We start from the raw sequence: 25368 nt of genomic DNA on the forward strand, positions 1-25368 counted from the left end.
CTCGGCGAACACTCCGTCGTCCAGGGCGACTTGGTGCGCACCGGCGCCCGGCAGACCCACCACGAGCGTCGGGTACGTCACCGGCTGCGAGCCCGTGGCTGCTGCGGGCCGGCGTCTCGGCGGCCTGGCGGCGGGCCCCGGAGGAACCGGCCGGCTATTCCGACCCGGCCGTGCCCGGCCTCGCCGCGCGCCAGGTGCCCGACAGTGTCCTGCGGGCGGCCTCCGGCAGACTGGCCGTCGCCACGCTCGGCGTGGACGCCTCGCGGGTGCCGCTGCGGACCGCGCTGAGCGCGCTGCGCGACCCCGGCGCCTCCGACGCGGCCTCACCCGAGCGGCTGCTGGCCGCGCTCGCGGACCGGGCGGGCGTGGTGTTCCGCCCCGGCCCGGACACCGTGGCCTTCCCGGGCCCCGAGGTCAGGACCTTCTTGGCCGCCCACCACCTGGCCCACGCACCGGGCACGAGTCCCGACGAACTGCTCGCCCGCCACCCCTCCCCCGAACTCCACGAGCTTTTGGACGAGTTGCGGGCCGCCGAGTCGGACCAGGGCACCGCCCGCAGTGTGCTGGCGCCGCCCGGACGGCTGCCCCGGCGACTCTCGGCCCTCGGCCCCCGCCCCCGGCCTGCGGAGCGGCGGGTGCGCGTCCGGTCGTCCGCTCAGGTGCGCGCGCTGCTGCGGGCCGGCACCCCCGTGCCCGAACTGTGCTGCTCGGGCCGGGTCGACGGACTGGCCGAGCTGCTGCCGCGACTGCCCGGGCTGCGCTCACTGGTCCTCACCGACGACCCGGAGCTCGTCGCCCTGCCCGCACTGACCGGGTGCCGGTCGCTGAGGTCGGTACGGATAGCGCGCTGCCCGAACCTGCTGGATCTGACCGCGCTCGAGTCCTCGCCGGTCATGTTCCTCGACATCGACCCGTGGCCGGACCTGCCGTTGCCGGAGGGCCTGCGCCGGGCGCCCTGGCTGAGCCGGGTGGACGTGACGACGGGTGTCCGGCGCGCGCTCGCGCCCGAGCCGACGGCGCCCACCGGCTTCCCGGAGGTGCGGATACGAAGCCGGTCGGTGAGCTGATGCTTCGTCACCCACGCGCGGGGCCGGACAGATTGGCCGTCGGAGTACTGGCCGCGCGTGCCATGGGGAAGAGAGCAACGGGGTAGGCCGGAGATCCGTACCGACATGTGATCCGAGAAGTGATCCGACAGGTGTCCGGCAGGTGATCCGACACGTGATCCGACGTCTTGCCGACATCTGGCCCGACGTCTGGTCCGACGAGGGGGACAGTAGGCTTGATCAAGCTTTTCGACCCGGCCGGGGAGTCGGAGCGGACCGCGGAGGTCACCCGCGTACCACCGCGCGACACCGCCCGCCTCGACGACGAGGTGTACCTCTTCGACGACCGGACCGTCCTGGCCGTCAACGTCGCCCTGGCGTCCGGCCGTCCGTTACTGGTGCTCGGCCCGCCCGGCTCGGGCAAGTCGACCCTGGCGCCGAACGTGGCACGGCTGATGCGTCTGCGCTACTACGCCGAAGTGGTCACCGCCCGCACCGAACCGCACGACCTGCTCTGGCGCGAGGAGGCGTTCCGCCAGCTCAACGACGCCACGCTGGGTCGGCTCAAGGGCTCCGGTTCACGGTCCTACGTCCGCCCGGGCCCGCTGTGGAAGGCGCTCGACCCGGCCATGGACGAACACTGCCCGCCCGCCCTGCGCGACCGGCCCGCGGTGGTCCTGATCGACGAGATCGACAAGGCCGACCCCGATGTCCCCGACGCCCTGCTCGATCCGCTCAACAACCTCCGCTTCATGGGCCCGGACCGGCGGATGGTGACGGCGGCCGAGAGCGCGGGGGCGCCCCTGGTGGTGATCACGAGCAACGAGGAGCGGGAGCTGTCCGCCGCCTTCCTGCGCCGCTGCATCCTGCTGAAGCTGGAGTCACCGGACCGCGAACACCTCCTGAAGGTCGCGCGGTTGCACATGGGGGACGACTACGACGAGGCGCTCACCCTGGAGTTGGCCGAGATGTTCGAGAGCGAGTCGGTGGCGGCGCGGCCGGCGGCGAGCACCGCCGAGTTCCTGGACACACTGCGGGCCTGCCACCAGATGGCCCTGACGGCCGACTCCCCGGAGTGGCGGGCCGTCGCGGAGCTGGCCATGGTGAAGGGCACGCCCGACACCTCCGCCTACGCATGAGCCCGGGCCCGGCCCATCTGGGGGATCTGCTGCGCGCGGCCCGCGTCCTGGGGGTGTCCGATCCGGCCGGCATGGCCACGCTGGCCAGGGCCATGGGCCTCGCGCTGCCCTCCGCGAGCCGTGCCCCGTCCGCGCTCTCGGGGGATATGCCCGCGGATGACGCGCCCGCCGGCCGGGGCCGGGCCGCGGCGCCCCCACCACGGCCACCGCGCGGCGGCGACGGTACGACGGCCCGCAGCAGCGACCCGCCGGGCCGGACGGACAAGCCCGATGCGACGGCAGGCACCGCGCCCTCGCGGCCCGGTGCCGGGCGGGGTTCCGCGGCCGGTCCCCCGACGGCGCCGGGACGGCTGCCCGAACCGGACACCCGCCCGCCCACCGGCGGTTCGCTGCTCCTGGTGCGCGCCGAGCGGCCGGCACCGGACGCGGAGGCGGGCCGAGAGCTGTGGCGCGAGGGCGTCGCCCCCGACCCCGGGGACGACGACGCCGAGACGCTGCTCGGCCACACCGAGGCGTTCGACGTGCCCTGGGCCACGGCCCCACCGCTGCCCGCCTCGCCGTGGAACCCGCGGACCGAGCGGGCGATCTTCCTCGCGGTGGCCAGCACCTACCGGACGGGGCGGGCCGTCGACCACGTCCGGCTCGTGGATCTCGTCGTACGGGGTCTCGCGGGCGGCCGGGTCGCCCGGCAGCGGGTGCCCTACCGGCGCCGGCCCACGACCCGGGCCGGGGCGCTGCTGCTGATCGACCGCGGTGAGTCGATGCGCCCCTTCCGGCACGACCAGGAGTGGGCGGCCCGGCTCGCGGCCCGGATCCTGCCACCGGGCGGGCTGCGCGTACTGGACCTGCGCATCACCCGGGGCGTCAGCCGTGACCGGGGCCGTACCTGGGACCCCCACCCGGTGCCTCCGCACGGGCAGCCGGTGATCCTGCTGTCCGACCTCGGGCATCTGCAGCCGCCGCTGCCCGGCCGGCACCACTCCTCGCCGGCCGGCTGGCTGCCGTATCTGCGGCGGCTGCGGGAGGCGGGCACCTCCGTCGTCTGTCTCACCCCCTACCCGGCGGAGGAGTACCCGGCGGCCGTGCGACGGACGGTCGCTCTGGTCCCGCTGGACCGCCGGGTGTCCGTACGGTTCGCCCAGACGGCGGCCCGCCAGGATCCGCGCCAGGCGGGACGGCCCCGATGACGGCGGCGCCCGAACGCAGTGGCGCGTTCCGGCTGATCGCGGAGCAGCGCCGGCATCAGCCCGACGTGGTGCGGCTGGCCCGCTCACTGTGCCTGGCCGCGCAGGCGGAGCCGTACTTCCTGCGCGGCGCCCGGCTCCGGTTCGCCCCGGACAGCGCCACCGGTCTGGAGGCCAGGCTCTCCTTCTCGCCGCTGGTGGAGGCCGCCGACAGCCGCGCCCTGGTGCTGTACCCGGAGGTGAGCGCGGCACTGCGGCGGGAGCTGTACGTCCACGACCCCCATCTGCTCGGTTCGGTCCGCGACTTCACCCTCTCGGCGCATCGCTGCGCACCACCCCTCGTACGCGGTTTCGAGGAACTGCTGTGGACGGCGACCATCGGCCCGCCGCCCGCCGAGCCCGAGATCGAACGCACCCTCACCCCCCTCTTCCGACAGGTGCTCGCCGAGGGCACCGCCGCCGCCGAGGCCAGTCGCTGGATCCTGCACTTCCTGCCCCGGCTGCCGGAGGTCGTACGGGAGTCGCTGCCGGCCTGGCGACTGCGGGTGATGGCGGCGGAGCGGCTGGGCATGGAGCCGCCACCGGGCCTGATGAGCCGGGCCGACGCCGAGGAGATACGGACGGTACGGACGCTGGTCCACACCGAGGTGGACATCGGCGTCCGGGCCGAGCCGGACGGCCTCACCCTGAGCCGCCCCCCGGAGCGCGACGCCCTGGTCCTCGGCGCGAGCGGGGCGGGCCGGGTGCGGCTGCGGCTGCGCGGCGCGCTGCCGGGGGCCGCCTGGCACGACCTGGACCTGTACGACGGCGAGCACACCAGCCTCGGCGTGGGCGTGGCCGCCGAGGTCCGCGCGGACGGAACCGTGCTGGCCGCACAGGCGGAGCTGGGCGGCACGCTGCTGTGTGCCCGGGCCGGCCACCGGGCCGCCCTCGCGACGACCGCGGACGGCCGTACCGTCCTGCGCCTCGACGACGGCGAGTCCGTCCTCTCGGTCGGTCTGCCCGCCGAGCCCCAACTGCTCGCGGTCGCGGACGCGGGGCCTCCTGCCACGGCGGTGGTCGGCGACAAGGGGCTGCACGTGGTGACGACGGCCGTCGACGGGACCGCCGACGCCGTCCTGCACCCGCTGACGGTGCGGCCGGCGGCGGTGGGCTGGTCCCGGACGGCCGAGCGGGGCGTGCTGTGCCTGGCCAGGGGGAACGAGGTGCTCCTCGTCGACGACGGGGACCCCGGCCGGATCCTGGGCACGCTGTCGCATCCGGCGCCGGTGCTGCGGCTGTGGTGCTCGGTGCGGGCCGGCCTGGTCGCCGCGGCGGACGCCGAGGGCGGCGTGACGGTCCACCGTCTGACCGTGCCCCCGGAGACGAGGACCGTGCGGTGGCTGCCGGGCCCGGAGGTCACCGCGCTGGGCGGAGACCCCCGGGCCGGGGCGGTGGTGTGGGCCACGGCGGACGGGCGGGTGCACGGCACTGCGGAGGGCGGCCCGGCCGCTGCCGTCACCGTGCTGGGCAGGCTGCCGGCGCCCGCCGTCTCCCTGGCGTTGCTCGCGGAGGCGGGGCTGGTCGTCGCCGCGGACGGCGGTGACCGGCTGCTGCGCCTGGACTGGCCCGGGGGCGGCCCGGTCACGGCGGTACCCCTACCCTTCCGGGTACGGGAGGTCCATCCGGCGACCGGCGAACTGCTCCTGCTGTCGGGGCACGGCGGCGAGGTGGAGATCCGCGCGGAGAACGGCCGGACCCATCTGCTCACCCCGGGACCGATGCCGCCGCCACCCGACCCGGCGGCCCCCGGCTGGCTCCGGGACAGCCTCGGAGTGGTCCTGCCCGCGCGCAATCCGACCCTCCCGGCCGGGATCCGCCGCTGGGGCATCGGGCACGTCTGCCTGCCCGCCTCCCTCCCGCCCGGCTCGGAGGAGTTCACCGCGCTGCTGACCCGGACCCGGCAGGAGGGGCTGCGCGTGCTGGCGGAACTGGCGCCTCCGCACGGGGACTTGGCTCACGGCGAGCTGCTCAGGCGGGCCTACGACCTACTGGAGGAGCCGGTCGACGGACTCAGGCTCCGCGAAGCCGACCGCTGGCCGGCCCCCCTCCTCATCCGTTTGCGCCATCTCCTGGACGCCTACCCGGAGTCGGCGCTCGTCACGGACGGCACCCCCGACCCCGCACTGGGCACCGCGCACCTCACCCTCGGCCCGCCCCCGGCCACGCCGCCCACCTCGTACGGCACCTGGACCCTCCCGGACGCCCCGCCGAGCCCCCGCACGTGTCTCCTCCTGGCCCTCCCGGGCTGCCACGAGGTCCCGGCCTCGTCCCTGACCGTCCCCGAGTTACGTCCGCTCCTCGCGGCCCGCGCCGCCCAACTCGCCCTGCGCCACGGCACGGTCGAGTCGGTGCCCACCGGCACCGAGGCGGTGACCGCCGTCCGCCGCGACCACGCCGGGCAGAGCGTCCTGTGCCTGACCAGCACGGCCGACGAACCGGTCACCGCCCGGATCTCGCTGCCGGACACCACCGAACGGACCCAACTGACCGAGATCGCCCGGGACGTCCCCGATCCCCCACCCGACGGACCGGCGGTCCTGCGGCCGTCCGCCGACGGCGCGTTCACCGTCGGCCTGGGCCCCGGCCGCACCCGCTGGTTCCGCGTACGCAAGGACGCCCATCCACCACCGGAGGACACGGACCCCCTCGCCCCGCCCGCCCGCTGACCCGACCCGGTCCCGTACGAGGAGTCCCATGCCCGCCCCTCACGTCTTCCTCAGCCGCAGCGAACCCCTGGACTGCACCTGCAGTTGCTGGCCGGCCCGGCGCGCCATGGAGGAACTGCTGTACCAGGAGGGCTGCGAACCCATCGTGGTGGACCGGGAGTCCCTGGTGCCGGGACAGGACTGGATGGAGGCCATATCCGACGGCATGGGCAGCGCGCACGGCATGCTGCTGATCGTCTCCAGCCACGCCCTGCGATCCGAGCACGTGCAGAACGAACTGGCCATGGCGGAACTGCGCAACCGGCACGACGGCTTCCCGGTGATCCTGCTGATGCTGCCGGAGGTGACCCTCGAAGCGCTGGAGAAGAGCGGCCTCGGATCCCTCAATCCGAACAGGCGCCAGCTGGTGGAGTGGCCGGGCGGCGACGACCTCGATTCCGTACGCCGTGTCATACGCCCCCAACTGGAGCTGATGCGCGCCGGGTTGAGCGGGGCGAAGGTGCACCACCGGGTCGTGCACCATCTTCGTGAGGTGGACGCGGAGAGCCTGAGCCGGGCCGGCGCGCTGTTGGGGGTCCCGGTCGAGATGCTCTCCCTGCTGATGCGTCACCGGCTCGCCTCGGGCCTGCTGGCGGAACGCCCGAGCGAGCCCGAGGCCGATCCGCTGCGCGCCGCCCTCACCGAACTGCTGCCCCTGTCCGGTCCGGACGCCTCACGCGAACTGATCCAGCTGAGCGTGACCCACGCCCGGGTTCCCGCGGTGGAGGCGGACCGTATCCGCGGGGTGGCCGGCGACGGCTCCCCGCGGGTCGCGGTACTGCCCGCGCAGTCCACGGAGACGGCCCGCCGGTACGTCCACCGGGCCAGCGAACAGCCGCTGCCCTGGGACCACCTGGTCGTCACACCCAGCGCGGGCGCCGGGGTGCTGGGGGACCTGGTGGAGCACATCGGGGAGGAACTGCGCAGGGAGTTCGACATCGAGGACGAGGAGATGCTGCGCGAGCACGAGCAGGACTTCGGCCCGCTGGTCGTGATCGTCCCGCACGCCCCGGACCCGGACCTGGTCAGAGCGCTCGACTCGGCGTACCCGGTGGGCCTGCTCTTCCTCTTCGTGGTGGACGGCGAACTCCTCGGCGCGACCGGTGCGCACACCCGGCTGGACGGCCTGCCCGCCTGGCGGGAGGAGGAGATGAACCGCACGGTGCGGCGGTTCGTACGCAAGTACGGAACGTCCCTGAGCAACTGACCGCCCCGGCACGGGACCGGGGCGGCTGCTGTATGGCATCGGATCAGGTCGGAGGCATCTCCAGGTCGAAGTCGATGCGCTTGCGGTCGGTCATCATCCGGACTACGGGATGATCGGCCCCGAACTCCTGCTCGGCGGCCCGCGTCGCCCTGCTCAGGTCCTCCAGGGCATCCTCCTCACCCATGAGGCTGTGGTCCAACGCGACGTTGAACTCCGCGCAGAGCACCCGTGGATGATGGTCGCGGTAGAGGGCGCGGTACGCCTCGCGGGCCTTCACGTCCTCGTCCAACGCTTCCTCGTACCGGCCCAGATCGAACAGCACTCCAGCCCGGTTGGCGCGGCAGGCAACCGTGGCGGGATGAGGTGCGCCGAGCCTCTCGACGAGGCGCGGGAGCGTCTCGTCGGCAAGTGTCATGGCATGCTCGGTCTCTCCGCGCCCCCTGAGGACGGCCACCAGGTTGGTGGCGGCGGCCAGGGTGAACGGGTGGTCGGGGCCGAGCCGCTCGCGATAGCGCTCGAAGTTCTGTTTTCCGAGATCCACCGCCTCGGACCCCCGGACGGGATCCGTCGCCGACAGGGCGAGCAGGTCGCAGGCAAGGTTCGCCGTGCACGACATGGTTTCGGGATGCGCCTCGCCGTAGCGTTGCCGGTAGGCGTTCAGGGTGGAGCGTGTCAGTGCTTCCGCGGCCGCGTAGTGGCCGAGACGCCGTTGGGTGACCGCGAGGGACGCGTCCGTACGCAGGACGTCGTCGGACTGTTCGTTGCCGAGGATGCTGACGAACCGTTTACGGATCTCGAGAAGCAGATCCAGGGACCCCTGGTAGTCGCCGGTCTCCCGGCGGTCCAACGCCACCCTTCCCGCGAAGGCCCAGGTGAGCCGGTCCCGCACGCCCAGGACCTGCCGGGACCGCTGGTAGGCCTCGGTCGCCCGCTCCAGAGCCTCCCCGGGCCTGCCCGCCAGGATGAGCGAGACACCGAGGTTGTGCGCGGCCCTGAGGGTGTCCTCGTGGTCGGGGCCGAAGTGCGGGCTGTTCAGATAGAGCTCGTAGGTCCGGCGGTCCTCGTCGTACGCCTCCTGGTACCGGCCGAGCCCTCGCAGGTCACCGCCGTAGTTGCGGGCGGTCACCAGGGTGTAGCCGTCGTCCTCGCCAAGCTGCTCGCGCTGACGCCGCAGTGTGTCCGCGTCGAGCGCGTGGGCCTCCTGATAGCGGCCCAGGGAGCGCAGCGGGTTGGCGACCTGGGCAGCCAGCCGCAGCCTGAGGTGGTGGTCCGGGCCCAAGGACTGTGTCCAGGCGTCGAGCGCCTTCTGCCCCAGCGCCGCGGCGGCACGATGGTCACCGATCCGCCACTGGTTGCGGACCTGGCGGATGACCCACTCGCACACCCGCGCGTCGGTGTTGGACAGCGCCCCGGAGGGCTCCAGGTGCGGCAGCAGCTCCGCGAACCTCTGCTGGGTCTTCGGATGCTCCTCCGGGTCGGCCGCCGAGGGCAGTGCTCCCGCCAGCACGAGTTGGGCCTGGCGCCGTGTCTGTTCCTCCCGCTCGCGATCCTCTCGCAGCCATTCACGCACCGCGGCCTGGACCAACCGGTGGATTTGGATGGAACCGCTCTGCTGGTCCACGGTGGCCAGCGCGTACCGTCCGAGGTCGCGGATGAGATACCCCATCACCATCGCGTCGAGCACGGACTCGTCCCGGGCCTCCTCGGCGAGCCGGTTGCGCATGGCGTCGCTGTAGAGCAGAGAGTGCGCGATCGGCTCGGGGGACAGGAAGGCACAGAGTTCGAGGAGCCTCACCGCCGCGGGCCGCTCCCCGCCGAGTCGGTCGACGGTGAGCCGCCAGACCGCCAGGAGGGACTCCTGCTGGCTGTCCCCGCTACCGCCGGCGCCGCTCAGTACCGCGCTGACCCTGCTGTTGACCTGTTCGAGGTAGGTGTCCAGAGGCATGGCAGTCTGGCGTAGCCAGGCGGCCGCCAGCTCCATGGCCATCGGGAAGTCTCCGAGCGTGTCGGCGATCCGGTCGGCGTCCTCCACCGACAGGCCGTCCACCCTTCGGCGCAACAGGGCGATGCTCTCCGACCTGTTGAAGGAGTCAACCTCCATGGCGGCCTCGTTCTCCTCATGCGGTGACCGCCGTGCTGTGATGATGACGTGTCCCGGCCCCCCGGCGGGAAGGTACCGCTCCACTGTCGTGTCTCCCTGGTCCCTGTTCCGGCTCTCGCCGTCCGTGTCCTGGCTGTCGGTCACGTTGTCGAAAACCAGCAGCCAGCGACCATGATCGCCGTTTTGCAGCGCCGTCATGGTCGCCTGGGCACGTTCGTCGACCGTGTCGCCCGGAATTTCCAGCTGGAGGCCGAGTTCCGCCAGCAGCTGCGGGATCCGGTTCGGCTGCTCGGCCGGGATCCAGTGCACCAGGTCGTACTGGGAACCGTACCGGTGGACGTATTCCTGCGCGATCTGGGTCTTGCCGATGCCGCCGAGCCCGTAGAGGAAGACCTTGCCCACCGGTGTCTCCGGACGCAGCGATTCGACGCTCAACTCCGACTTCAGGCGGTCCAGTTGGAGGTCGCGACCGGTGAAGGCGTTGTTGCGGCGTGGCACGTTGAAGATCCGGGGGACCAGACCCGGATAGGTGATGCCCTCACTGACCGGGGAGGCCGGTGCCTCGAGTTCCAGCAGTGCGAAGACCTTGGCGAGAACCTGCTCGACGGATGTGTCCACCAGGCTGAATCCCGGCAGTCCGCGCAGCGCCGGCTCAGGTTGGTGCTCGCGGGTCCGCAGGCCGATGATCTTTGGTCCATCGGGGGCCGCCACCAGGGCACGCACCTCGTCGGCGACCGGCGTGGTGGCGAAGTCGGGCGACAGCAGCGCGATGACCACGTCGGCTCCGTCGCCGGAACCACCGGACAGCGGCACGGACGGGCTGCTTCCGCGCAGCGTCACGGCGATCCCGACGGACTGCAGCTGGGCCGCGAGCCAGTCCGCCCAGGCGCCGTCGCGCAGCGCGAAATCGACCCGCACCCGGGGCACGAGACGTCCTCCGGGGACCGGCACCCGCTGGAAGCGGGCGAGCATCGACCGGCGCACCGACTCCCTGACCGGCTGCAGTGCGACGATCTGTCCGTCCGTGATCACCGAGGTGAGTCGTTCGTAGGCACCCAGCAGGGAAGCGGGCTGGCGGGGTGTGTCGGCGACGGTGGCCAGGACCTCCTCGTAGGCGAAGAACGGCTTGTACGGAATCTCCACCGCGCCCCAGTAGGCGTCCGGGTCGGCCGCCCGCGGGGTGTCCTTCAAGAACTCCTGGAAGCGCCGTCGCGCATGCCCCCGGCTCACCGCGAGCTTCTCCTGCTCGGCGTCCTCCACCCGCATGGGCACAGGGAGGATCCGCACGTGCGGGGCTGCCTGCCGGACGTCCGCGGCCACGCTGGCGCTGCCGTCCACGGACTGGGTGTTCAGCGTGAAGCAGTTCACCAGTACGTCTGGCATGAGCACCGTGGTGATGCCCGAGGTATCGCTCCACCCCGTACGGCTGTCGATCAGGGCGTAGTCGTAGTTGCGCCGCATGTCCTCGCGCAGGGCGCGCAGGAAGGCCGCGCCGCCGCGCTGCTCGTAGAAGCCCTTCCAGTCGTAGGTGTTGATCATCTCGGAGTACTCGGGGGTCTTGCGTCCCGGCGAGATGAAGTCGACGTAACCGCCGCTGTCGAAGCTCAGGGCCAGGGTCGAGGCGAACCGCTCCACCCGGGCCTGCTGGCTGTAGTCGCCGCCGGCCGGCCGGGGCCTGGCCATGTCGAAGCCGCGGATGAGGTCGATGACACCGGGAGTGGAGTCGAGCTCCGGATCGCCGAGGAAGGGCGCGAAGTAGCGGTGCAGGCCCGGCGCCTCCAGGTCCCAGTCCATGGCGAGCACCCGCTTGCCGTTGCTGGCCAGGATCCACGCCACGTTCGCCAGGGCCATGGTGCGGCCCGTCCCACCCTTGAAGGAGTAGAACGTGACGATGGTGCCGGACTCGCGGGTGCCGGCGTCACCCGAGTCGAACGTCATGACGAGTACCTTCCGAGCAGGGGAAACGTATGCGGGCCGTCGGCCGACGTCGCCTGCGGCGGGACGGCTTGCACTGATGACTTGAGCGCCTCGTTCTGCAGGCGGACGAGCACCTTGCGCAGGGAAGACGTGAAGCTCTCCGCGTCCGGCAGCCCCCAGCGCTCGTACTCGCTGTGCCGGCCGCGCATCAGGGGCAGCGTGCGGTCCAGGAGTTCGTCGAGGGTGACCGCCCGTTCGGCCGACTCGGTGTCGTCGCGGGCCCTGGGTTCGAGCGCCGTGGTCGCCTCGGGATTGCGCTCGTCGACCGCGGCCAGGAGCCGGTGCTTCTCCCCCAGCATGGCCACCCACGCGTCCACCAGCAGCACGACGAGCTGTTCGGGGTCCTGCTCCCGGCTGATCCGGTCGACGGTCTCCTGGTCCAGCGGCAGTACGGTCGCGGAGAGGTCCAGGGCGGTGGCGGTGTTCCTCACCAGCGAGACCAACGCCTCGTGTTCCCCCGGGGCGTAGGGAGACCACTGCAGAGCCGTCTTGCCGTAGTACTGGCGCGACTGCCGCTCCTCGGGCGCTTCCTGCTCCCCCGTGGACGCCATGACGAAGCTGACGGACTGGCCGCCCGCCGGGGCGGGCGCGCCGACGGGCGCGTGACTGCCGGCCGCGTCGAACCCGTGAACCTCGGGAAGCAGCTCCGTGGCCGCGACGATCCGGTCGGCCACGGCCTTCAGCACCTCGTCGTACGCCGGCCGGTACCGGGCCTTGAGCCGGAGCAGATGCAGCAGTCCGTCACGCCGGTAGGCGTTGGACCGGACGGCCAGGGGCGAGTATGGCTCGACGCCGTCCAGCGGGTGGGCAGGATCGGGTTCCCACATGACCGGGATCACAGCGTCGGCACTGCGGCCGGTCCTGGACCAGTGCACGTTGAGGCGCCGCTGGAAGTAGGACCACTCGGCCAGGCAGTACGACTGGCTGAAGTAGCGCGGTGAGAGCAGAGCGACCAGGACGGTGGACCGGCCGAGCAGCTCCACCGACACCTCGGAGGACTGCGGCTCTCCGCGGACGCCCACCGCCTCCGGGGGGCGACCGGTGCGCTCACCCACCGTCCGGCACAGGTCGTGGAAGAACGACGCGACCCACTCCTCGTCGACGGTGCGGACGTGGCTCAAGTAGAAGTGGCTCACGATGGCTCCAGTAGCGCGTCATCGGCGGCCGCACCGTGTCGATGTTTGTTCCGAACATGGCGAAAATCCGACGTCGGTCCCATGCGCGCGCGCCACATCACCCCGCGCGACGCCACCACCCAACGGGCGTTCGCCGTCTTCGGCCGCGCAACCGCGCTCCCGTCGTACCAACGCACCCTCATATCAGCCCGCCCCCGGTGTCGTGTCATCGGCAGTCTTCCCGCCCCACCCGCCGGTTCGGCACGCCAGTCCCGCGACACCCTGCGCAGCGGAGGTTGCCGTGTGCCTGCGCGTGAGGTGCTGGGTCCCTCGGGATGCCACCCGAACGTGTGATGGGCCGCCGGGCCGAGCGGAGGACAGCCGACGCACGGGAAACCCGCACCGCTCCGCTTCGTCCGCCATGATCTCCACAAAGCGCGCCCCCATGGGTGTCAGTGCCGGATGGGCCTGCAGGATCCGCAAGGCATCGGCGACCTGACGGCCGTAGTGGTGCAACCGCGCCGACGCCACACGGGCCTGCCCACCCGTCAGTTCCCGGCGGCGGCGCCGCCAGAACTCCAGTAGCGCCAGATGGGCGTGGGTGCCCGTGAGTACCGATCCGACGGGGCGTGCGTCGTCCCGCCAGCCGACCTTCTGCAGGGTGCGGTCGTCCGGGTCCACGAGATCGGTCAGATCGGCGAGGGCGCCGAACGCGATGTGCGCGCTCTCGTGCACCACGGTCTCGGCCAGCCGAACCGGGTCAGCGGTGAAGGAGGCCGCGATCGCCCCGTACGCCTCACGTGCCGAGGAACTCGCGCCCTGCCCGGTCCGCGGCGGCCGTAGCGGCACCAGCGCCGTCCACAACGCGGCGCAGGCAGCGGTACGTTCCGGGACCATGCGGGTCACCACGTCCCATGCCGCGGCCACCGACATCTGCCAGACACGCAGTTGTCCGGCCGTCTGCCGGGGCAGCACCGGATGGCCGTGCGCGTCGCGGTACAGGTCGCCGTCCTCCAGTACCACCGACAACGCCGGGGCGCCTGCCCGGGAGGGGACGGTCAGGCGCCGCGGTGTGTCGCACGCCGTGTCCTGCGCTGCTGCTTCCTCCCGTCGGCCGACGATCACCCACGACCGCCCGCCCCATTCCAGGACGTCACCGCGCAGACCCGCCGCCTCGGCGCCCTCGGACAGCCGGACATCCCCGAACGTGGGCAGCCAGAGCAGGGAGCCCGGCGCCGGGAGAACCAGCTCCGGGCGCAGTCCGGCACGTAACGCGGCGGCGGCCGCCAGACCACCCATCCGGGCGAGGTCCACGCTCGCCGCGGCGGCCGGGTGCGGACCGTCCAGCGCCCGCAGACAGCGGCCGAGCCACACCCCGACATGGGGATGCAGCAGTACGCCCTCGAAGGCCCGCACGTCCGCCCGGCGGGCCAAGAGGCACAGGTCCCAGGCGGCCGCTCCGTGGGTGTCCCAGAACTCCGGCACGGCGGCACGGGCCGCGTCGGCCACGCTCTTCAGGGTCAGCAGACGTCTGGAGACCTGCCCGTCCCGCAGGACCCGCAGCGCCGCCGGGGACGGCCGACAGGCCGCCAGACTCGCGAAGTCCTCTGCGGTCATCCGCAGCGCCGCCGGGGCCGTCACGACGCGCTCCTGAGCAGGGCGGCGGCATCGGCCACGACGCGGTCCCGGATCCGGGTGGTGAGCAGGCGCAGGTCTGCGCTGTAGACGCTGGGGTTGGCGAAGCCCGTGGCGGGGTGGAAGCGGTGGGCACGCGTGCCGCCACCGCACAGGCTCACCACCTCACAGGCGCGGCAGACGTCGGCAAGCGCCGACAGGCCCCCGCGGCGGGCGTCGGCCACGTCCGGGTGCCGTGCGACGGAGTCGAAGTCGTGGGCGAAGATGTCGAGCCCGGTGGCGGCGGCGCCTTCGCGCGTGGCCTTCAGGGAGTCGGACAGTTCGATCGTCCCGTCGCTCTCGACGACGAGGAAGTCCGTGTCGGCCAGCCCCACACTCTCCGACCGCACGTCACCGCCGAGCGCGAGATCCATGATGTTTTCGAACAGACGGATCCTGGTCTCCTGGCGCGGTGCGGAGTACCACCGTTCGAACACGGCCAGCAGCCATTCGGCGTACGGCATGCGACTCGGGTCGTGGCCGGGCGGCGGGTGCTCCCAGGTGGCGTGCGGTAAGAGGAAGTTGACGGCCGGAGGCTCATGGGCGAGGAGCGCCTCGTAGACCCGCACGGGCGGGTTGGCGATGTCGACCGTGCACAACAAGCCCGCGAACAACGCCTTGTTCTCGGGCCTGCGCAAGAGTTCCAACCCCCTCCGGACGGAGTCGTAACTGCTCCGTCCGTTCCTGCCGCGCCTATGACGGTCGTTGGCGTCGCGACCGCCATCAAGACTGACGCCTACCGACACGGCATGCCGGCGGAACAGGTCCATCCATAAGGGATTGAGAAGAGTCGCATTGCTCTGCAGGGAAATACCACATTCAGCCGCCCCTCGGAGCTCGCGTCTCACAGCCGTCACAAGGTGTTCGATTCGGGACGGACCGGCGAGCAGCGGTTCGCCTCCGTGGATCGTTATTCGGATCCGTGGCAGTGCGTGGCGTCGGACGTATTCGCCTATGCGAACGGCCAGTTGATCCATGGTGGCGGTCGCCATGACGGACGGCTTGTACCGCCAGGTGCGATCCCTCAGTTCGTAGACGTAGCAGTGGTCGCAGGCCAGATTGCACGGCTGGGCGACCTTCACTATCCACTCGACGAAGGGCTTCGCCTCCCGCACGTGCCACCTCCCGCGACGCGGGGCCCCGCTACCCGCGTGACCGTCACAGTGCAGACTCGAACATGGCTGCATCCACCCTGTAGGGCTGCAGCGCATCCCGCCGAACCCTCTTCATGGACCGGCCCAGCGCACTGTCGGGCAGGTCTTCGAGGTTTACGGCCGTGGCGCCGCTGAGGTTCACCACGTCGAACTCCACGTCGGTCTCCGACGTCTCCATGGACCCCCCGTGCTCGCTCGTCCCGCGGAACCCCGGTCGTGGTCCCGGACCTGCGGGTGTGGACCTGCGTCAGGCCACAACCCGGCGTTGCGAAGCGCCGAGTTGCGGACGGAGTGGTGCTGTTCGGTTCTCGTCTCAGGGAAGCACATAGATCAACGAAGGGCCAGCGTGCGTAGACCTCCCGGTCTCCGTGTGCGGCTCGATCCGGTCAGCACTGCCAAGCCCTCCTGCGCGAGGCGGTGTTGGCACCCGTGCGGCCCCAAGTCACCATGAGTCTTCCCCTCTTCATGGCGAGGTGACGCATGGCGGCCACGACCACTCCCGGACAGAACGTTCCGGGGCCGGGCGCGAGGATAGGAGACGACGATCTGCCCCCGTTGTTCCGCTCCAACGACCGGTGGGCACTGAACCGTCAGAGCGAATCGTTCCGCGCGACCAGGACCGAGCTGGCCCTGCTGCTCGTGGCGACCGGCTGCGCCACCCTGGCCGACCGCTTCAACAGCCACGTCCTCACCGCCCTGTCCGCCCTGCTGTACGGCCTCACGGTGGTCGCCGGCGTCGTCATCCGCCGACGCCGGGCCCGGGCCCACTGGCAGGCGCACCGCGACGCCGCCGAGACGGTGAAGTCGCTGGCCTGGCAGTACATGGTCCACGGTGGACCCTTTCACTCCGCCGTCCCCGACCCCGAAGGACTGTTCCACCAGCAACTGGAGGAACGGCTACGTCCCCTGCGCCGGGTCGGCTGGCAGGAACCCTCCCACGACCCCGGCCGGCCCTGGGTCCCGCCGAGCGGCCAGCAGCCGCAGGATCCGCGCCATCCGCAGATCACCCGCGCCATGCGGGCGGTCCGCGCCCAGCCGTTCGCGGCCCGCAAGGACATCTATCTGCGCGACCGCGTCCTTGACCAGCTCGGCTGGTACGGCGGCCGGGCGGGCCAGGCGCACCGGTCCGCCACCGCCTGGTCCACGCTGACCGCGTCACTGACCCTGCTCGCCCTCGCGGCCGCGGTGGCCAGAAGCACCGGCATAGCGGCGAACTGGGACCTGAGCGGCCTGCTGGCCGCCGCCGCGGCGGCCGGTGTCGCCTGGCTGGAGTCCCGTCGGCACCATCCGCTGTCGTACGCCCACGAGTTGGTGCGCGAGGGGCTGGAGACCCAGCGGGCCGCGCTGACCATGAGCGTGCCCGAGGAACAGTGGCCGCAGGCCGTGGCCGAGACCGAGCACCTGATGTCACCCCAGCACACCGACTGGCTCGCCCGCTTCGGCGGATGAGCCGGTCGCGGACGGAGGCGGATGAAGCCAGTCCCGGACGGAGGCGGGCGACCCCTCCGCGGGGGAGGCGGAACCGCCCTCGGGCCGACACAGTTCAGCCCTTGCGCGAGGCGTCCGGCCCCTGGCACGGCGTCGCGCCTCCATCCTCGTGAGACCGACCAGCTGCCCTGGCCCTGACGTGCTCCAAGCCTCGCCCGAGCCCGGCCGTCCGGCCGGCGGACCAAGCCGACGCGGACCGTCCAGTCGGGCGATCCCGGACCGTCGGGTCAGGCCGCCTCGGGGCGCTCGTCGAGTTCCGGGTCGGGCATGCGTGGGGGCGTGGAGATCACCGTCGCGGCCGCGCAGGACGCCAGCAGATCGCGCATGGACACCCCGGACACCGTGCGCGGCAGCGTCTCCGCCCGTTCCGGGAGCGATCGTTCCGTGGCCGACATGGACGCCTCCTGAGGAGCGGGGGGCGGGCGTAGTTAGGTAGACCTAACCGCGCGCTGGATACCATGTGACCACGCACAAGACGCCGAATGCAATATCTTGCCGACGTCTTGTCGGAACGTTCACGCGAAACGACCGGTGTTCAGGCGGACAGCACGCTCAGATCGACGGTCCCCCACCGTTCGCCGAGCCCGGCGACCATGACGTGCCGCACCTCGTCCGCCGTGTCACCGACGGCGCGGTGGATGACGACGTTCAGCCGGTCGTCGGTGAGCTCCTCCACCTTGCCCTCGCCCCACTCCACGACGATCACGGAGTCGGACAGCGAGACGTCGAGGTCGAGGTCCTCCATCTCGTCGAGTCCGCCGCCCAGCCGGTAGGCGTCGACGTGCACGAGGGGCGGCCCGTCACCCAGGGACGGGTGCACACGGGCGATCACGAAGGTCGGGGAGGTCACGGCCCCGCGCACGCCGAGGCCCTCGCCCAGCCCGCGGGTGAGCGTCGTCTTGCCGGCGCCGAGTTCCCCGTTGAGCATCACGAGATCACCGGCGCGCAGCAGCTTGGCCAGCCGGCGGCCGAGGTCCCGCATCTGTTCGGCGGACGTGACGGTGATCTCCACAGAGGACACGGACGGCACGGACGGCACGGACGGCACGGAGGACACGGACGGCACGGAGGACTGGGTCTCAGCCGGGTTGTGCGGTGCTGCTGGTGCTTCCATAGCCCCCCACGGTAGCCCCTGCGGGTACGGCCCCCGCGCGGGTGAGGAGGTCGGCGAGCCGGTCGGTGACCACTTCCGGGTGTTCCAGCATCACCAGGTGCCCGGCGTCCGGCACGAGCACCAGTTCGGCCTCCGGCAGCAGATCGGCGATCGCCTCGCTGTGCTCGCTGGGCGTGACCATGTCCTGCACCCCGGCCAGCACCAGCACCGGCATGTCCGTGAAAAGGGCCAGGGCCTCGGTCTTGTCGTGGTTGTCGAATGCCGGGTAGTACTCGGCGACCACGTCGATCGGCGTGCCTTCGATCATCCGTTCGGCGAACCGTACGACGGCCGGGTCGACGTCCTTCGAGGCGAACGAGTACCGCTTGATGATCCCGGCGAACAGATCGGCGGTGGCCCGCCGCCCCTTCTCCACCAGCGCCGCCTGCTGCCCGAGCGCCTTCAGCACCCCGGGGAGGATCCGGCGCACCGCGTTGACGCCGGCGACCGGAAGCCCGAAGTTGACCTCGCCGAGCCGCCCCGACGACGTACCGACGAAGGCGGCGGCGACGACCCGGTCCCGGATCAGCTCGGGGAACTGGTCGGCGAAGGCCATCACGGTCATCCCGCCCATGGAGTGGCCAACCAGCACGATCGGCCCCTCGGGCACGGTCGCGTCGATGACGGCCTTCAGGTCCCGCCCCAGCTGCTCGATGTCGACCGGCACCCCGTCCTGCACCTGCCGCACCCCGCGCCCGGACCGCCCGTGGCTGCGCTGGTCCCAGTGCACGGTCCGTACGACGCCCCTGAGGGCCGCGCGCTGGAAGTGCCAGGAGTCCTGGCTGAGGCAGTAGCCGTGGCAGAAGACGACGGTGACGGGCGCGGGTGCCTTGCGGCCGAACAGCCGCCGCCGCCGTGGGCCGAGCGCGGGCACGGCGTCGGGGTCGACGTCGTCGACCTCGTAGTAGAGCTCGGTGCCGTCGTCGGCGTACGCCTTGCCGGGTGTGCCGCGCAGCGAGCCGTACGGACCGGTCGCGTCGAGGGCGAGCCGGGCCTTTCTGCGCATGCCGCGTCCGACGGTGAGCCGCTCTATGGCGACGCCCGCCGCGGCGCCCGCGGCGACCACGCCTATCGCGGCGCCCGCGATGCCGGTCGCCCTGCGCCAGTTGGCGGCCGCCCCCGTGGCGGAGGCTACGGCTGCGACGGCCTCCGCGCTGCTCTCGCTCACGTACCGCTCCTCTTCGCCGGACTGATCTTCGCTGGGTCGGGTGGTGCTGGTGTTACGAAAGGGACTGCTGTTGTTACTGCCGTGACTGCTGTTGTTGCTGCATGGACTGCTGGTGTTGCTGACCTTGGCGGGGCGCACCCCGTGCGGTTACCCCGGTTGTTCCTCATTCACGTAGACGCGAGGAACACGGGTTCCGATGCGCGTGACGATCTCGTACGCGATGGTGCCCGCGGCCTGCGCCCAGTCCTCGGCGGTGGGCTCGCCGCGGTCGCCGGGTCCGAACAGCACCGCCTCCGCGCCGACCGGGGGTTCGTCGCCCCCGAGGTCGACGACGAACTGGTCCATCGCCACCCGCCCCGCGACCGTCCGCCACTTGCCGTCGACCAGGACGGGTCCGGTGCCGGAGGCGTGCCGCGGGATGCCGTCGGCGTACCCGACCGGCACGAGTCCGAGGGTCGTGGCGCCCGGGGTGATGTAGTGATGCCCGTAACTGACGCCGTGACCCCCCGGAACGCGCTTCACGAGGGCGATGTTCGCCGCGAGCGTCATCACGGGCCGCAGTCCGAAGTCGGCGGGCGTGCCGACCTCGGGGCTCGGCGAGAGGCCGTACAGGGCGATACCGGTCCGTACGAGGTCGAAGTGGGACTCGGGGAGTGTGAGCGTGGCCGGCGAGTTGGCGATGTGCCGCACTTCCGGGCGGACGCCCTGCTGCTCGGCGTAGGCGAGCATCTCGCGGAAGAGCGTCAGCTGGGCCGCGATCGAGGGATGTCCGGGTTCGTCGGCGCAGGCGAAGTGGGACCACAGCCCGGTGATCCGCAGGAGTCCGTCGGCCTCGGCGCGCAGGGCGCCCGCGACCAGCTCGGCCCAGTCCTCCCCCGGCTGGCAGCCGTTCCTGCCGAGCCCGGTGTCGGCCTTGAGCTGAACGCGCGCGGGGATGCCCGCCTCCCGTGCCGCCGCGGTGACTTCTTCCAGGGCCCACATGCCGCTCAGCGACACGTCGATGCCGGCCTCGATCGCCTCACGCCAGGGCCCACCCGGCGTCCACAGCCAGCACATGAGCGGGCCGTCGAGCCCCGCCTTCCGCAGCGCGAGGGCCTCCTCGGGTGTGGCGGTCCCCAGCCAGGCGGCTCCCGCCTCGACGGCCGCGCGGGCGCACGGCACCGCGCCGTGGCCGTACGCGTCCGACTTGACCACGGCCATGAGCTGCGCTCCCCGCGCGCGGGCACGCAAGGCCCGCACATTGGCGCGCAGGGCGGCCAGATCGATCTCGGCGCGGGCCCGCAGGGGCGCGGTCGGGGCAGTGGCTGTCTCAGTCATGGCGCCCCCAGTGTCTCAGAGGGGTCCGACAACCCCGGCGGACGGCTACGCTCCGAGCCGCCGTCCCCACACGTACACGTGGTCCCCGGTCTTCAGCACACCCCAGAGCTTCCGCGCGTCCGGGAGCCGCAGATTCACGCATCCCCATGATCCGACGGTCGTGTAGATGCTCCCGTAGACGGCATGGAAGGCCTGCCCGCCGCTGAAGAACTGGGCATAGGGCATGGGCGAGTTGTAGAGGGTGGACCAGTGGTTCTTGTGCTTCCAGTAGATCTTGAACCAGCCGGTCCTGGTCCGGTGCCCGGCCCGCCCGCTCCGCATCGGCACGGGCCCGTAGACGACCTTCTTCCCCTTCTGCACCCAGGTGAGCTGCCGGTCGAGATCGACACAGGCGACGCGGTATCCGCGCACGGGACACTTCCCGGCGGCGTTGGGGTTCTCTTGCGCACCGATGAGCTGCATGGTGGCCCAGGTGACGGGCCCGGCGAACCCGATGGCGGGCTTGATCCCGTACGTGACCTGGAACGCCCGGATGGCCCGGCAGTCGGCGGCCGACTGCTTGCCGTCCACCTTCAGCTTCAGCCACCGCTCGACGCCCCGCTGGTAGGGCCCGATCCGCTTGCTGCAGGCGACCCTCTGGACGGCGTCGGCGAGCGGCACGTACTCGACGAGGTCGTACGTCCCCCGGGCGGCGTCCCGCGGCTCGACGGCGTCCTCCTCCGCGCCCGGCGTGTACACGCCGGGCGCGAGCACCTGGTCGGGCGTGTCGATCTGCCAGGGCTGGGCGGGGCCCGGCGGAACCCCGGGGACGAGCTCGACCTCCGGCCCGGGAGCGTGGACCGGCGGCGCGGGGGCGGCGAGGGCGGTGGTGCCGACGGGCAGGACGGTGACGGCGGCGAGCACGACGGCGAGGCCGCGGCACGCGATACGCCTTCTGATTCTGATCATCCCATCAGAAGAACGCGCGGAGACGGCGGGACCGGGGTGCCGCGCGGCGGGGTCACCCTTTCCGCCGAGCCCCGCCGCGGGTGACAACGAGCGGACCGAGAGTTCTGAGCCGCGTCAGCGCATCAGCCCGCACGTCATCCCCACCTGTCGCGCTCTACGCCGTCCCTCGCACAGGCCATGTCGGCCCGTCGCTCCCGCAAGCCGTGCCGAGCAGTCAGCCCCGCACACCACGTCAGACCGCCAGTCCCGCAAGCCGACCGAGGCCGACCGTCCCGCACGTCGAGCCAGCACGTCATTCCCGCACGTCGAGCGAGGCCGTCAGTCCCGCAACGTCCAACCAGCCCGTCATCCCCACCTGTCGCGCTCTACGCCGTCCCTCGCACAGGCCATGTCGGCCCGTCGCTCCCGCAAGCCGTGCCGAGCAGTCGGCCCCGCACACCACGTCAGACCGCCAGTCCCGCAAGCCGGGCCGGGCCGTCATTCCCGTACGTCGCGCCAGGCCGCCGGGATCGCCTCCGCCACGTCGTGGGCGCCTGCCGGTGCCCCGTGCGCTGCGAACCGTCCGGCCAGGCCGTGCAGGTGGGCCGCGACACTCCCCGCGTCCAGTGCGCTGAGGCCGGACGCAAGCAGCGACCCCGCGAGCCCCGACAGCACGTCCCCGCTGCCTGCCGTCGCCAGCCAGGCCGTCCCCGTCGCGTTGACCCGTACGGCCCCGCCGCCGGAGTCGGCGACCAGCGTCGTCGAGCCCTTGAGCAGGACGGTGGCGCCGTAACGGGCGGCGAGTTCGCGCGCGGAGGCGAGCCGCGCCCCCTCGACCTCCTCCCGCGCCACGCCGAGCAGCGCGGCGGCCTCCCCGGCGTGCGGGGTCATCAACGTCGGCGCCGTACGCCCTCGTACGGCATCGCGCTCCGCCAGCCGCAACCCGTCCGCGTCGACGAGCACGGGTACGTCCATCTCCAGCACCTCGGCGACGGTCGCCGCGTCGTCCCCGGCCCCCGGTCCCACGACCCACGCCTGCACGCGCCCCGCCTTCTGCGGCCCCTGGTCCGACACCAGCGTCTCGGGGAACCGGGCGAGGACGGCGTCCCCGGCGGGCCCGACGTACCGAACGGCCCCGGCGCCACCCCGCAGCGCCCCCGACACGGCGAGCACGGCCGCGCCCGGATACCGCACGGACCCGGCGGCGATCCCGACGACCCCGCGCCGGTACTTGTCGCTCTCGGCACCGGGGACGGGCAGCAGCGCGGCGACGTCGGCGTGCTGCAGGGCCTCGAGTTCGGGTTCGGGGGGCAGCACGTCCGTCAGCCCGATGTCGACGAGCCTGACCGACCCGGCGTACTCGTGCGCGGGATCGATCAGCAGCCCCGGTTTGTGCGTGCCGAAGGTGACGGTGAGGTCGGCCCGCATCGCCTCCCCCGGCACCTCACCGCTGTCCGCGTCGACCCCGCTGGGCAGATCGACGGCGACGACGGGAACGCGGGCGTCCACGGCAATGGCGGCCAACTGCGCTGCCTCGGGCCGGAGTCCACCCTTGCCGCCGATACCGACGATGCCGTCGACGACGAGATCGGCCCGGAGGACCGCCTCTTCGGCCACGCCGAACCCGGCGGCGGCTGCGGAGTTGGCGGTGGCACGGGCGATGCGGTCCCCGGACGCGGGCTCGATCCCGGTCCCGGGCTCGGGCGTACGAGCGTGAGCATTCCCGCTGGCGGCGACGATCCGCCCCCCGGCCCGCCGCAAAGCCGCGAGCCCCCCGGCGTGCGCCCGTTCGGGCGTGAGCAGCAGTGCCGTGACTCCCGCGCCCCGCCGGGCGAGCCGCGCGCCGGCGTACAGGGCGTCGCCCCCGTTGTCCCCGCTCCCGACGAGCAGCACGACGCGGCTGCCGTAGACCCGCCCGAGCATCTCGGCGCAGGCGGCGGCGAGCCCGGCCGCGGCCCGCTGCATCAACGCCCCCTCGGGAAGCCGCGCCATGAGCTCCCGCTCGGCGTTCCTGACCGTCTCCACGCTGTAGGCAGTACGCATGCGACCGAGTCTCCCCCGCCGACACCCCGCCCCGCACCCCAGGCCGTCCACCGCACGGGGTCGACTGTCAGTGGCGGCTGCCATGATCGGCCGTATGGGAGTCATCTACGGCTACTACGCCGCTGCGGACGACGGGGACGCCGCCGGAGCGATCGTGCGCGAGGACGGGGAACCCTTCGGGGCCGGGTACGACGAGGTGGAGGTGAAGGGCATCGACCCGATGGTCGACCTGCTGCCCGCCGAGACGCTCATCACCGGCCTGTCGGCGGAGACGGTCAAGTCCGACCCCCGCCGCGGTGAGCTGATCGCCGTCGTCGCGGACGGAGAAGCGATCAGCCTCTCGCTCACGGACACCTTCCGCGACGCCCTCGCGGCCTTCGACAAGCAGCTGCTGGACGCCGTCGCCCAAGGCTGGGCGGCGTCGGGCGACTTCTACACCCCACCGGACCCGTCCGACCTGTCCGACTTCCTCCACAAACTGTCCGGCTTGGCGGAACGGGCGGCGGGGCGGGGACAGCGGTTGTACTGCTGGATATGCCCGTAGCCGGCCAGGGTCACGACGGACGGCAGCACCGCACTCGGTAGTCATCCCTCGGCGACGACGACCGCTGAGGCCACGCCGGCATCGTGACTGAGCGACACGTGCCAGGACCGCACGCCCAGTTGTTCCGCCCGGGCGGCCACCGTCCCCTTCACCCGCAACCGCGGTTGGCCACTGTCCTCGACATACACCTCGGCATCGGTCCAGTGCAGCCCCGCCGGCGCCCCGAGCGCCTTGGCGAGGGCCTCCTTGGCGGCGAACCGCGCGGCGAGCGAGGCAACCCCCCGCCGCTCACCACTCGGCAACAACAACTCGCTCTGCACGAACAGCCGCTCCGCCATCCCGGGCGTCCGCTTCAGCGACGCCTCGAACCGCGCGATCTCAGCCACGTCGATCCCGACGCCGATGATGCTCATGCGGGCACTCTACGGTCCGTCAGACAGCCCTGGTCAGGACTCCTCCTCGGTCTCGGTGAACAGTTCTTCCGCGCTCTCCACGAGTGGGCAGTGCCGGGGGCCGCCCCAGGTCCCTGAAGGGCGGCTGTGCCTGCCCTCGCCGCGGTCCTGACGTCGGTGGTGACCGGAAGGCTGTCCGGGGTTCAGGATCTCGGGCCGTTCCTGGAAGACCCGACGCAGGCCCTCGTGAGATTCGGTGGCCGACAAGACGTTCAGGCGGCTGCCCGGCGGATCCACCGGGCAGCCGCCCGCTCCAAGGAGGGCTCAGCGCTTCAGTGTGAAAGTGAAGTCGCCGGAGAGTTTGCCGCTCAGGCGGATCGCCGAAACGACCTTCCCCTCCGAGATCAGACGCTCGACCTCGGCTCGCGAAAGCCCGCAGCCCTCCGCGATCAGCCGCACCGGCCGGACCGGAATCCGCGCCGCGAAGTGGACCGAGACGTCGATCACCTCGCGGTCCAGATGATCGGTTCCGCCCGTGTCGAGGCGCCAGGCGCCGTCCCAGTCGAGGGCGACGCGATTACGCCGCCGTACGACAGGGTCCTGGAGCAACTCGGCTGCCAGGCCGATGTCGTTGGCGTGCAGCCGGTCCAGCAACTCAGGTCGTACGGAGCGCACGTTCATCCGTTCGAAAACCGTGAGCTTCGCGGTTTCCCCGCATGCCGTGCAGAGCACGAGCAGCCAGGCGTCGATGAGCTTGTGGTTCGCGTTGACGCGGAATTTGCCGCTTGCCCGGAAACGCTCCGACGTGCACGTATGGCAGCGGCGCAGGACGAGCGGCAGGCAGGTGGGCATGACCACCCAGTTGGTGAGCACAGAAGTACACCGGTTTCAGTGAGAAGTCCGCAGCAAAAAGGAGCGCGGCGCACCTGCGCGACGCGCGACGATTCAGCGCTCGGGAGGTCTCACACGGTGTACAACGGCACGTCCTTGCC

General features: G+C 72.1%; 19 protein-coding genes and 1 pseudogene. 7 read left to right on the forward strand and 13 right to left on the reverse strand.

Annotated features, from left to right (window positions below):
- From ABZ453_RS22115 to ABZ453_RS22135, 5 genes and pseudogenes are all read left to right on the forward strand, one after another.
- A pseudogene (locus ABZ453_RS22115) lies at window positions 1-1067 on the forward strand (large ATP-binding protein); the annotation flags it as partial.
- Between the two features lie 215 nt (window positions 1068-1282).
- A complete protein-coding gene (locus ABZ453_RS22120; protein ID WP_359016836.1) occupies window positions 1283-2185 on the forward strand; it encodes a MoxR family ATPase in 903 nt (300 codons plus the stop codon).
- Window positions 2182-3372 carry a hypothetical protein gene (locus tag ABZ453_RS22125; protein ID WP_359016838.1) on the forward strand — a complete coding sequence of 397 codons (1191 nt, stop codon included), beginning with the start codon at window positions 2182-2184 and terminating at the stop codon, window positions 3370-3372. Before ABZ453_RS22120 ends, ABZ453_RS22125 begins: the two co-directional genes overlap by 4 nt.
- Complete coding sequence (locus ABZ453_RS22130) at window positions 3369-6077, forward strand: hypothetical protein (RefSeq protein ID WP_359016840.1); 2709 nt, start codon at window positions 3369-3371, stop codon at window positions 6075-6077. The genes ABZ453_RS22125 and ABZ453_RS22130 overlap by 4 nt, the downstream gene beginning before the upstream one ends.
- A gap of 28 nt (window positions 6078-6105) precedes the next feature.
- Window positions 6106-7323 carry a toll/interleukin-1 receptor domain-containing protein gene (locus tag ABZ453_RS22135; RefSeq protein WP_359016842.1) on the forward strand — a complete coding sequence of 406 codons (1218 nt, stop codon included), beginning with the start codon at window positions 6106-6108 and terminating at the stop codon, window positions 7321-7323.
- Between the two features lie 43 nt (window positions 7324-7366).
- Here ABZ453_RS22135 and fxsT read toward each other — a convergent pair whose 3' ends face one another.
- From fxsT to fxsA, 5 genes are all read right to left on the reverse strand, one after another.
- On the reverse strand, window positions 7367-11362 hold the full coding sequence (gene fxsT, locus ABZ453_RS22140) for an FxSxx-COOH system tetratricopeptide repeat protein (RefSeq protein WP_359016844.1): 3996 nt from the start codon (window positions 11360-11362) through the stop codon (window positions 7367-7369).
- Window positions 11359-12537 (reverse strand): FxsC protein, encoded by a 1179-nt coding sequence (gene fsxC / locus ABZ453_RS22145; protein ID WP_359016846.1) that lies wholly within the window; start codon window positions 12535-12537, stop codon window positions 11359-11361. The genes fxsT and fsxC overlap by 4 nt, the downstream gene beginning before the upstream one ends.
- 183 nt (window positions 12538-12720) lie before the next feature.
- Window positions 12721-14157, reverse strand: a complete 1437-nt coding sequence (locus ABZ453_RS22150) for an HEXXH motif-containing putative peptide modification protein (protein ID WP_359016848.1) — start codon at window positions 14155-14157, stop codon at window positions 12721-12723.
- Entirely contained in the window at window positions 14154-15401 is a 1248-nt protein-coding gene (locus ABZ453_RS22155; RefSeq protein ID WP_359016850.1) for an FxsB family cyclophane-forming radical SAM/SPASM peptide maturase, read from the reverse strand. Before ABZ453_RS22155 ends, ABZ453_RS22150 begins: the two co-directional genes overlap by 4 nt.
- Complete coding sequence (gene fxsA / locus ABZ453_RS22160; protein ID WP_359016852.1) at window positions 15349-15522, reverse strand: FxSxx-COOH cyclophane-containing RiPP peptide; 174 nt, start codon at window positions 15520-15522, stop codon at window positions 15349-15351. The genes ABZ453_RS22155 and fxsA overlap by 53 nt, the downstream gene beginning before the upstream one ends.
- Before the next feature lie 377 nt (window positions 15523-15899).
- Between fxsA and ABZ453_RS22165 the strand changes: the two genes are divergently transcribed.
- Window positions 15900-16793, forward strand: a complete 894-nt coding sequence (locus tag ABZ453_RS22165; RefSeq protein WP_359017055.1) for a DUF4231 domain-containing protein — start codon at window positions 15900-15902, stop codon at window positions 16791-16793.
- Between the two features lie 266 nt (window positions 16794-17059).
- On the opposite strand, the gene ABZ453_RS22170 is transcribed toward ABZ453_RS22165, so the two are convergent.
- The 6 genes from ABZ453_RS22170 to ABZ453_RS22195 form a co-directional block, all read right to left on the reverse strand.
- Window positions 17060-17227, reverse strand: coding sequence for a hypothetical protein (locus ABZ453_RS22170; protein WP_359016854.1), 168 nt, complete (start codon window positions 17225-17227; stop codon window positions 17060-17062).
- A 140-nt stretch (window positions 17228-17367) separates the two neighbouring features.
- Entirely contained in the window at window positions 17368-17946 is a 579-nt protein-coding gene (tsaE, locus tag ABZ453_RS22175) for a tRNA (adenosine(37)-N6)-threonylcarbamoyltransferase complex ATPase subunit type 1 TsaE (protein ID WP_359016856.1), read from the reverse strand.
- The gene (locus tag ABZ453_RS22180; RefSeq protein ID WP_359016859.1) at window positions 17912-19153 is read right to left on the reverse strand and encodes an alpha/beta hydrolase; all 1242 of its coding nucleotides are present in this window, start codon (window positions 19151-19153) and stop codon (window positions 17912-17914) included. The genes tsaE and ABZ453_RS22180 overlap by 35 nt, the downstream gene beginning before the upstream one ends.
- A gap of 147 nt (window positions 19154-19300) precedes the next feature.
- Window positions 19301-20470, reverse strand: a complete 1170-nt coding sequence (gene alr, locus ABZ453_RS22185; protein WP_359016861.1) for an alanine racemase — start codon at window positions 20468-20470, stop codon at window positions 19301-19303.
- 45 nt (window positions 20471-20515) lie between these two features.
- The gene (locus ABZ453_RS22190; RefSeq protein ID WP_359016863.1) at window positions 20516-21418 is read right to left on the reverse strand and encodes a L,D-transpeptidase family protein; all 903 of its coding nucleotides are present in this window, start codon (window positions 21416-21418) and stop codon (window positions 20516-20518) included.
- 477 nt (window positions 21419-21895) lie between these two features.
- Window positions 21896-23440 (reverse strand): NAD(P)H-hydrate dehydratase, encoded by a 1545-nt coding sequence (locus ABZ453_RS22195; RefSeq protein ID WP_359016865.1) that lies wholly within the window; start codon window positions 23438-23440, stop codon window positions 21896-21898.
- A 94-nt stretch (window positions 23441-23534) separates the two neighbouring features.
- Here ABZ453_RS22195 and ABZ453_RS22200 point away from each other — a divergent pair, with 94 nt between their 5' ends.
- Window positions 23535-23984 carry a hypothetical protein gene (locus ABZ453_RS22200; RefSeq protein WP_359016867.1) on the forward strand — a complete coding sequence of 150 codons (450 nt, stop codon included), beginning with the start codon at window positions 23535-23537 and terminating at the stop codon, window positions 23982-23984.
- 41 nt (window positions 23985-24025) lie between these two features.
- On the opposite strand, the gene ABZ453_RS22205 is transcribed toward ABZ453_RS22200, so the two are convergent.
- Window positions 24026-24397, reverse strand: a complete 372-nt coding sequence (locus ABZ453_RS22205) for a holo-ACP synthase (protein WP_359016869.1) — start codon at window positions 24395-24397, stop codon at window positions 24026-24028.
- Between the two features lie 303 nt (window positions 24398-24700).
- Window positions 24701-25249 (reverse strand): DUF1062 domain-containing protein, encoded by a 549-nt coding sequence (locus ABZ453_RS22210; RefSeq protein WP_359016871.1) that lies wholly within the window; start codon window positions 25247-25249, stop codon window positions 24701-24703.
- Between the last annotated feature and the right edge of the window lie 119 nt (window positions 25250-25368).

The organism is Streptomyces sp. NPDC005799, assembly GCF_040630525.1.
GTDB lineage: Bacteria > Actinomycetota > Actinomycetes > Streptomycetales > Streptomycetaceae > Streptomyces > Streptomyces griseorubiginosus_B.

Excerpts from the sequence above, each read along its gene's own strand:
- ABZ453_RS22125 (WP_359016838.1), top strand. The coding sequence starts at position 2,182 with ATGAGCCCGGGCCCGGCCCATCTGGGGGATCTGCTGCGCGCGGCCCGC.
- ABZ453_RS22130 (WP_359016840.1), top strand. The coding sequence starts at position 3,369 with ATGACGGCGGCGCCCGAACGCAGTGGCGCGTTCCGGCTGATCGCGGAG.
- ABZ453_RS22135 (WP_359016842.1), top strand. The coding sequence starts at position 6,106 with ATGCCCGCCCCTCACGTCTTCCTCAGCCGCAGCGAACCCCTGGACTGC.
- fxsT (WP_359016844.1), bottom strand. The coding sequence starts at position 11,362 with ATGACGTTCGACTCGGGTGACGCCGGCACCCGCGAGTCCGGCACCATC.
- ABZ453_RS22155 (WP_359016850.1), bottom strand. The coding sequence starts at position 15,401 with ATGCGCTGCAGCCCTACAGGGTGGATGCAGCCATGTTCGAGTCTGCAC.
- fxsA (WP_359016852.1), bottom strand. The coding sequence starts at position 15,522 with ATGGAGACGTCGGAGACCGACGTGGAGTTCGACGTGGTGAACCTCAGC.
- ABZ453_RS22170 (WP_359016854.1), bottom strand. The coding sequence starts at position 17,227 with ATGTCGGCCACGGAACGATCGCTCCCGGAACGGGCGGAGACGCTGCCG.
- tsaE (WP_359016856.1), bottom strand. The coding sequence starts at position 17,946 with ATGGAAGCACCAGCAGCACCGCACAACCCGGCTGAGACCCAGTCCTCC.
- alr (WP_359016861.1), bottom strand. The coding sequence starts at position 20,470 with ATGACTGAGACAGCCACTGCCCCGACCGCGCCCCTGCGGGCCCGCGCC.
- ABZ453_RS22190 (WP_359016863.1), bottom strand. The coding sequence starts at position 21,418 with ATGATCAGAATCAGAAGGCGTATCGCGTGCCGCGGCCTCGCCGTCGTG.
- ABZ453_RS22195 (WP_359016865.1), bottom strand. The coding sequence starts at position 23,440 with ATGCGTACTGCCTACAGCGTGGAGACGGTCAGGAACGCCGAGCGGGAG.
- ABZ453_RS22200 (WP_359016867.1), top strand. The coding sequence starts at position 23,535 with ATGGGAGTCATCTACGGCTACTACGCCGCTGCGGACGACGGGGACGCC.
- ABZ453_RS22205 (WP_359016869.1), bottom strand. The coding sequence starts at position 24,397 with ATGAGCATCATCGGCGTCGGGATCGACGTGGCTGAGATCGCGCGGTTC.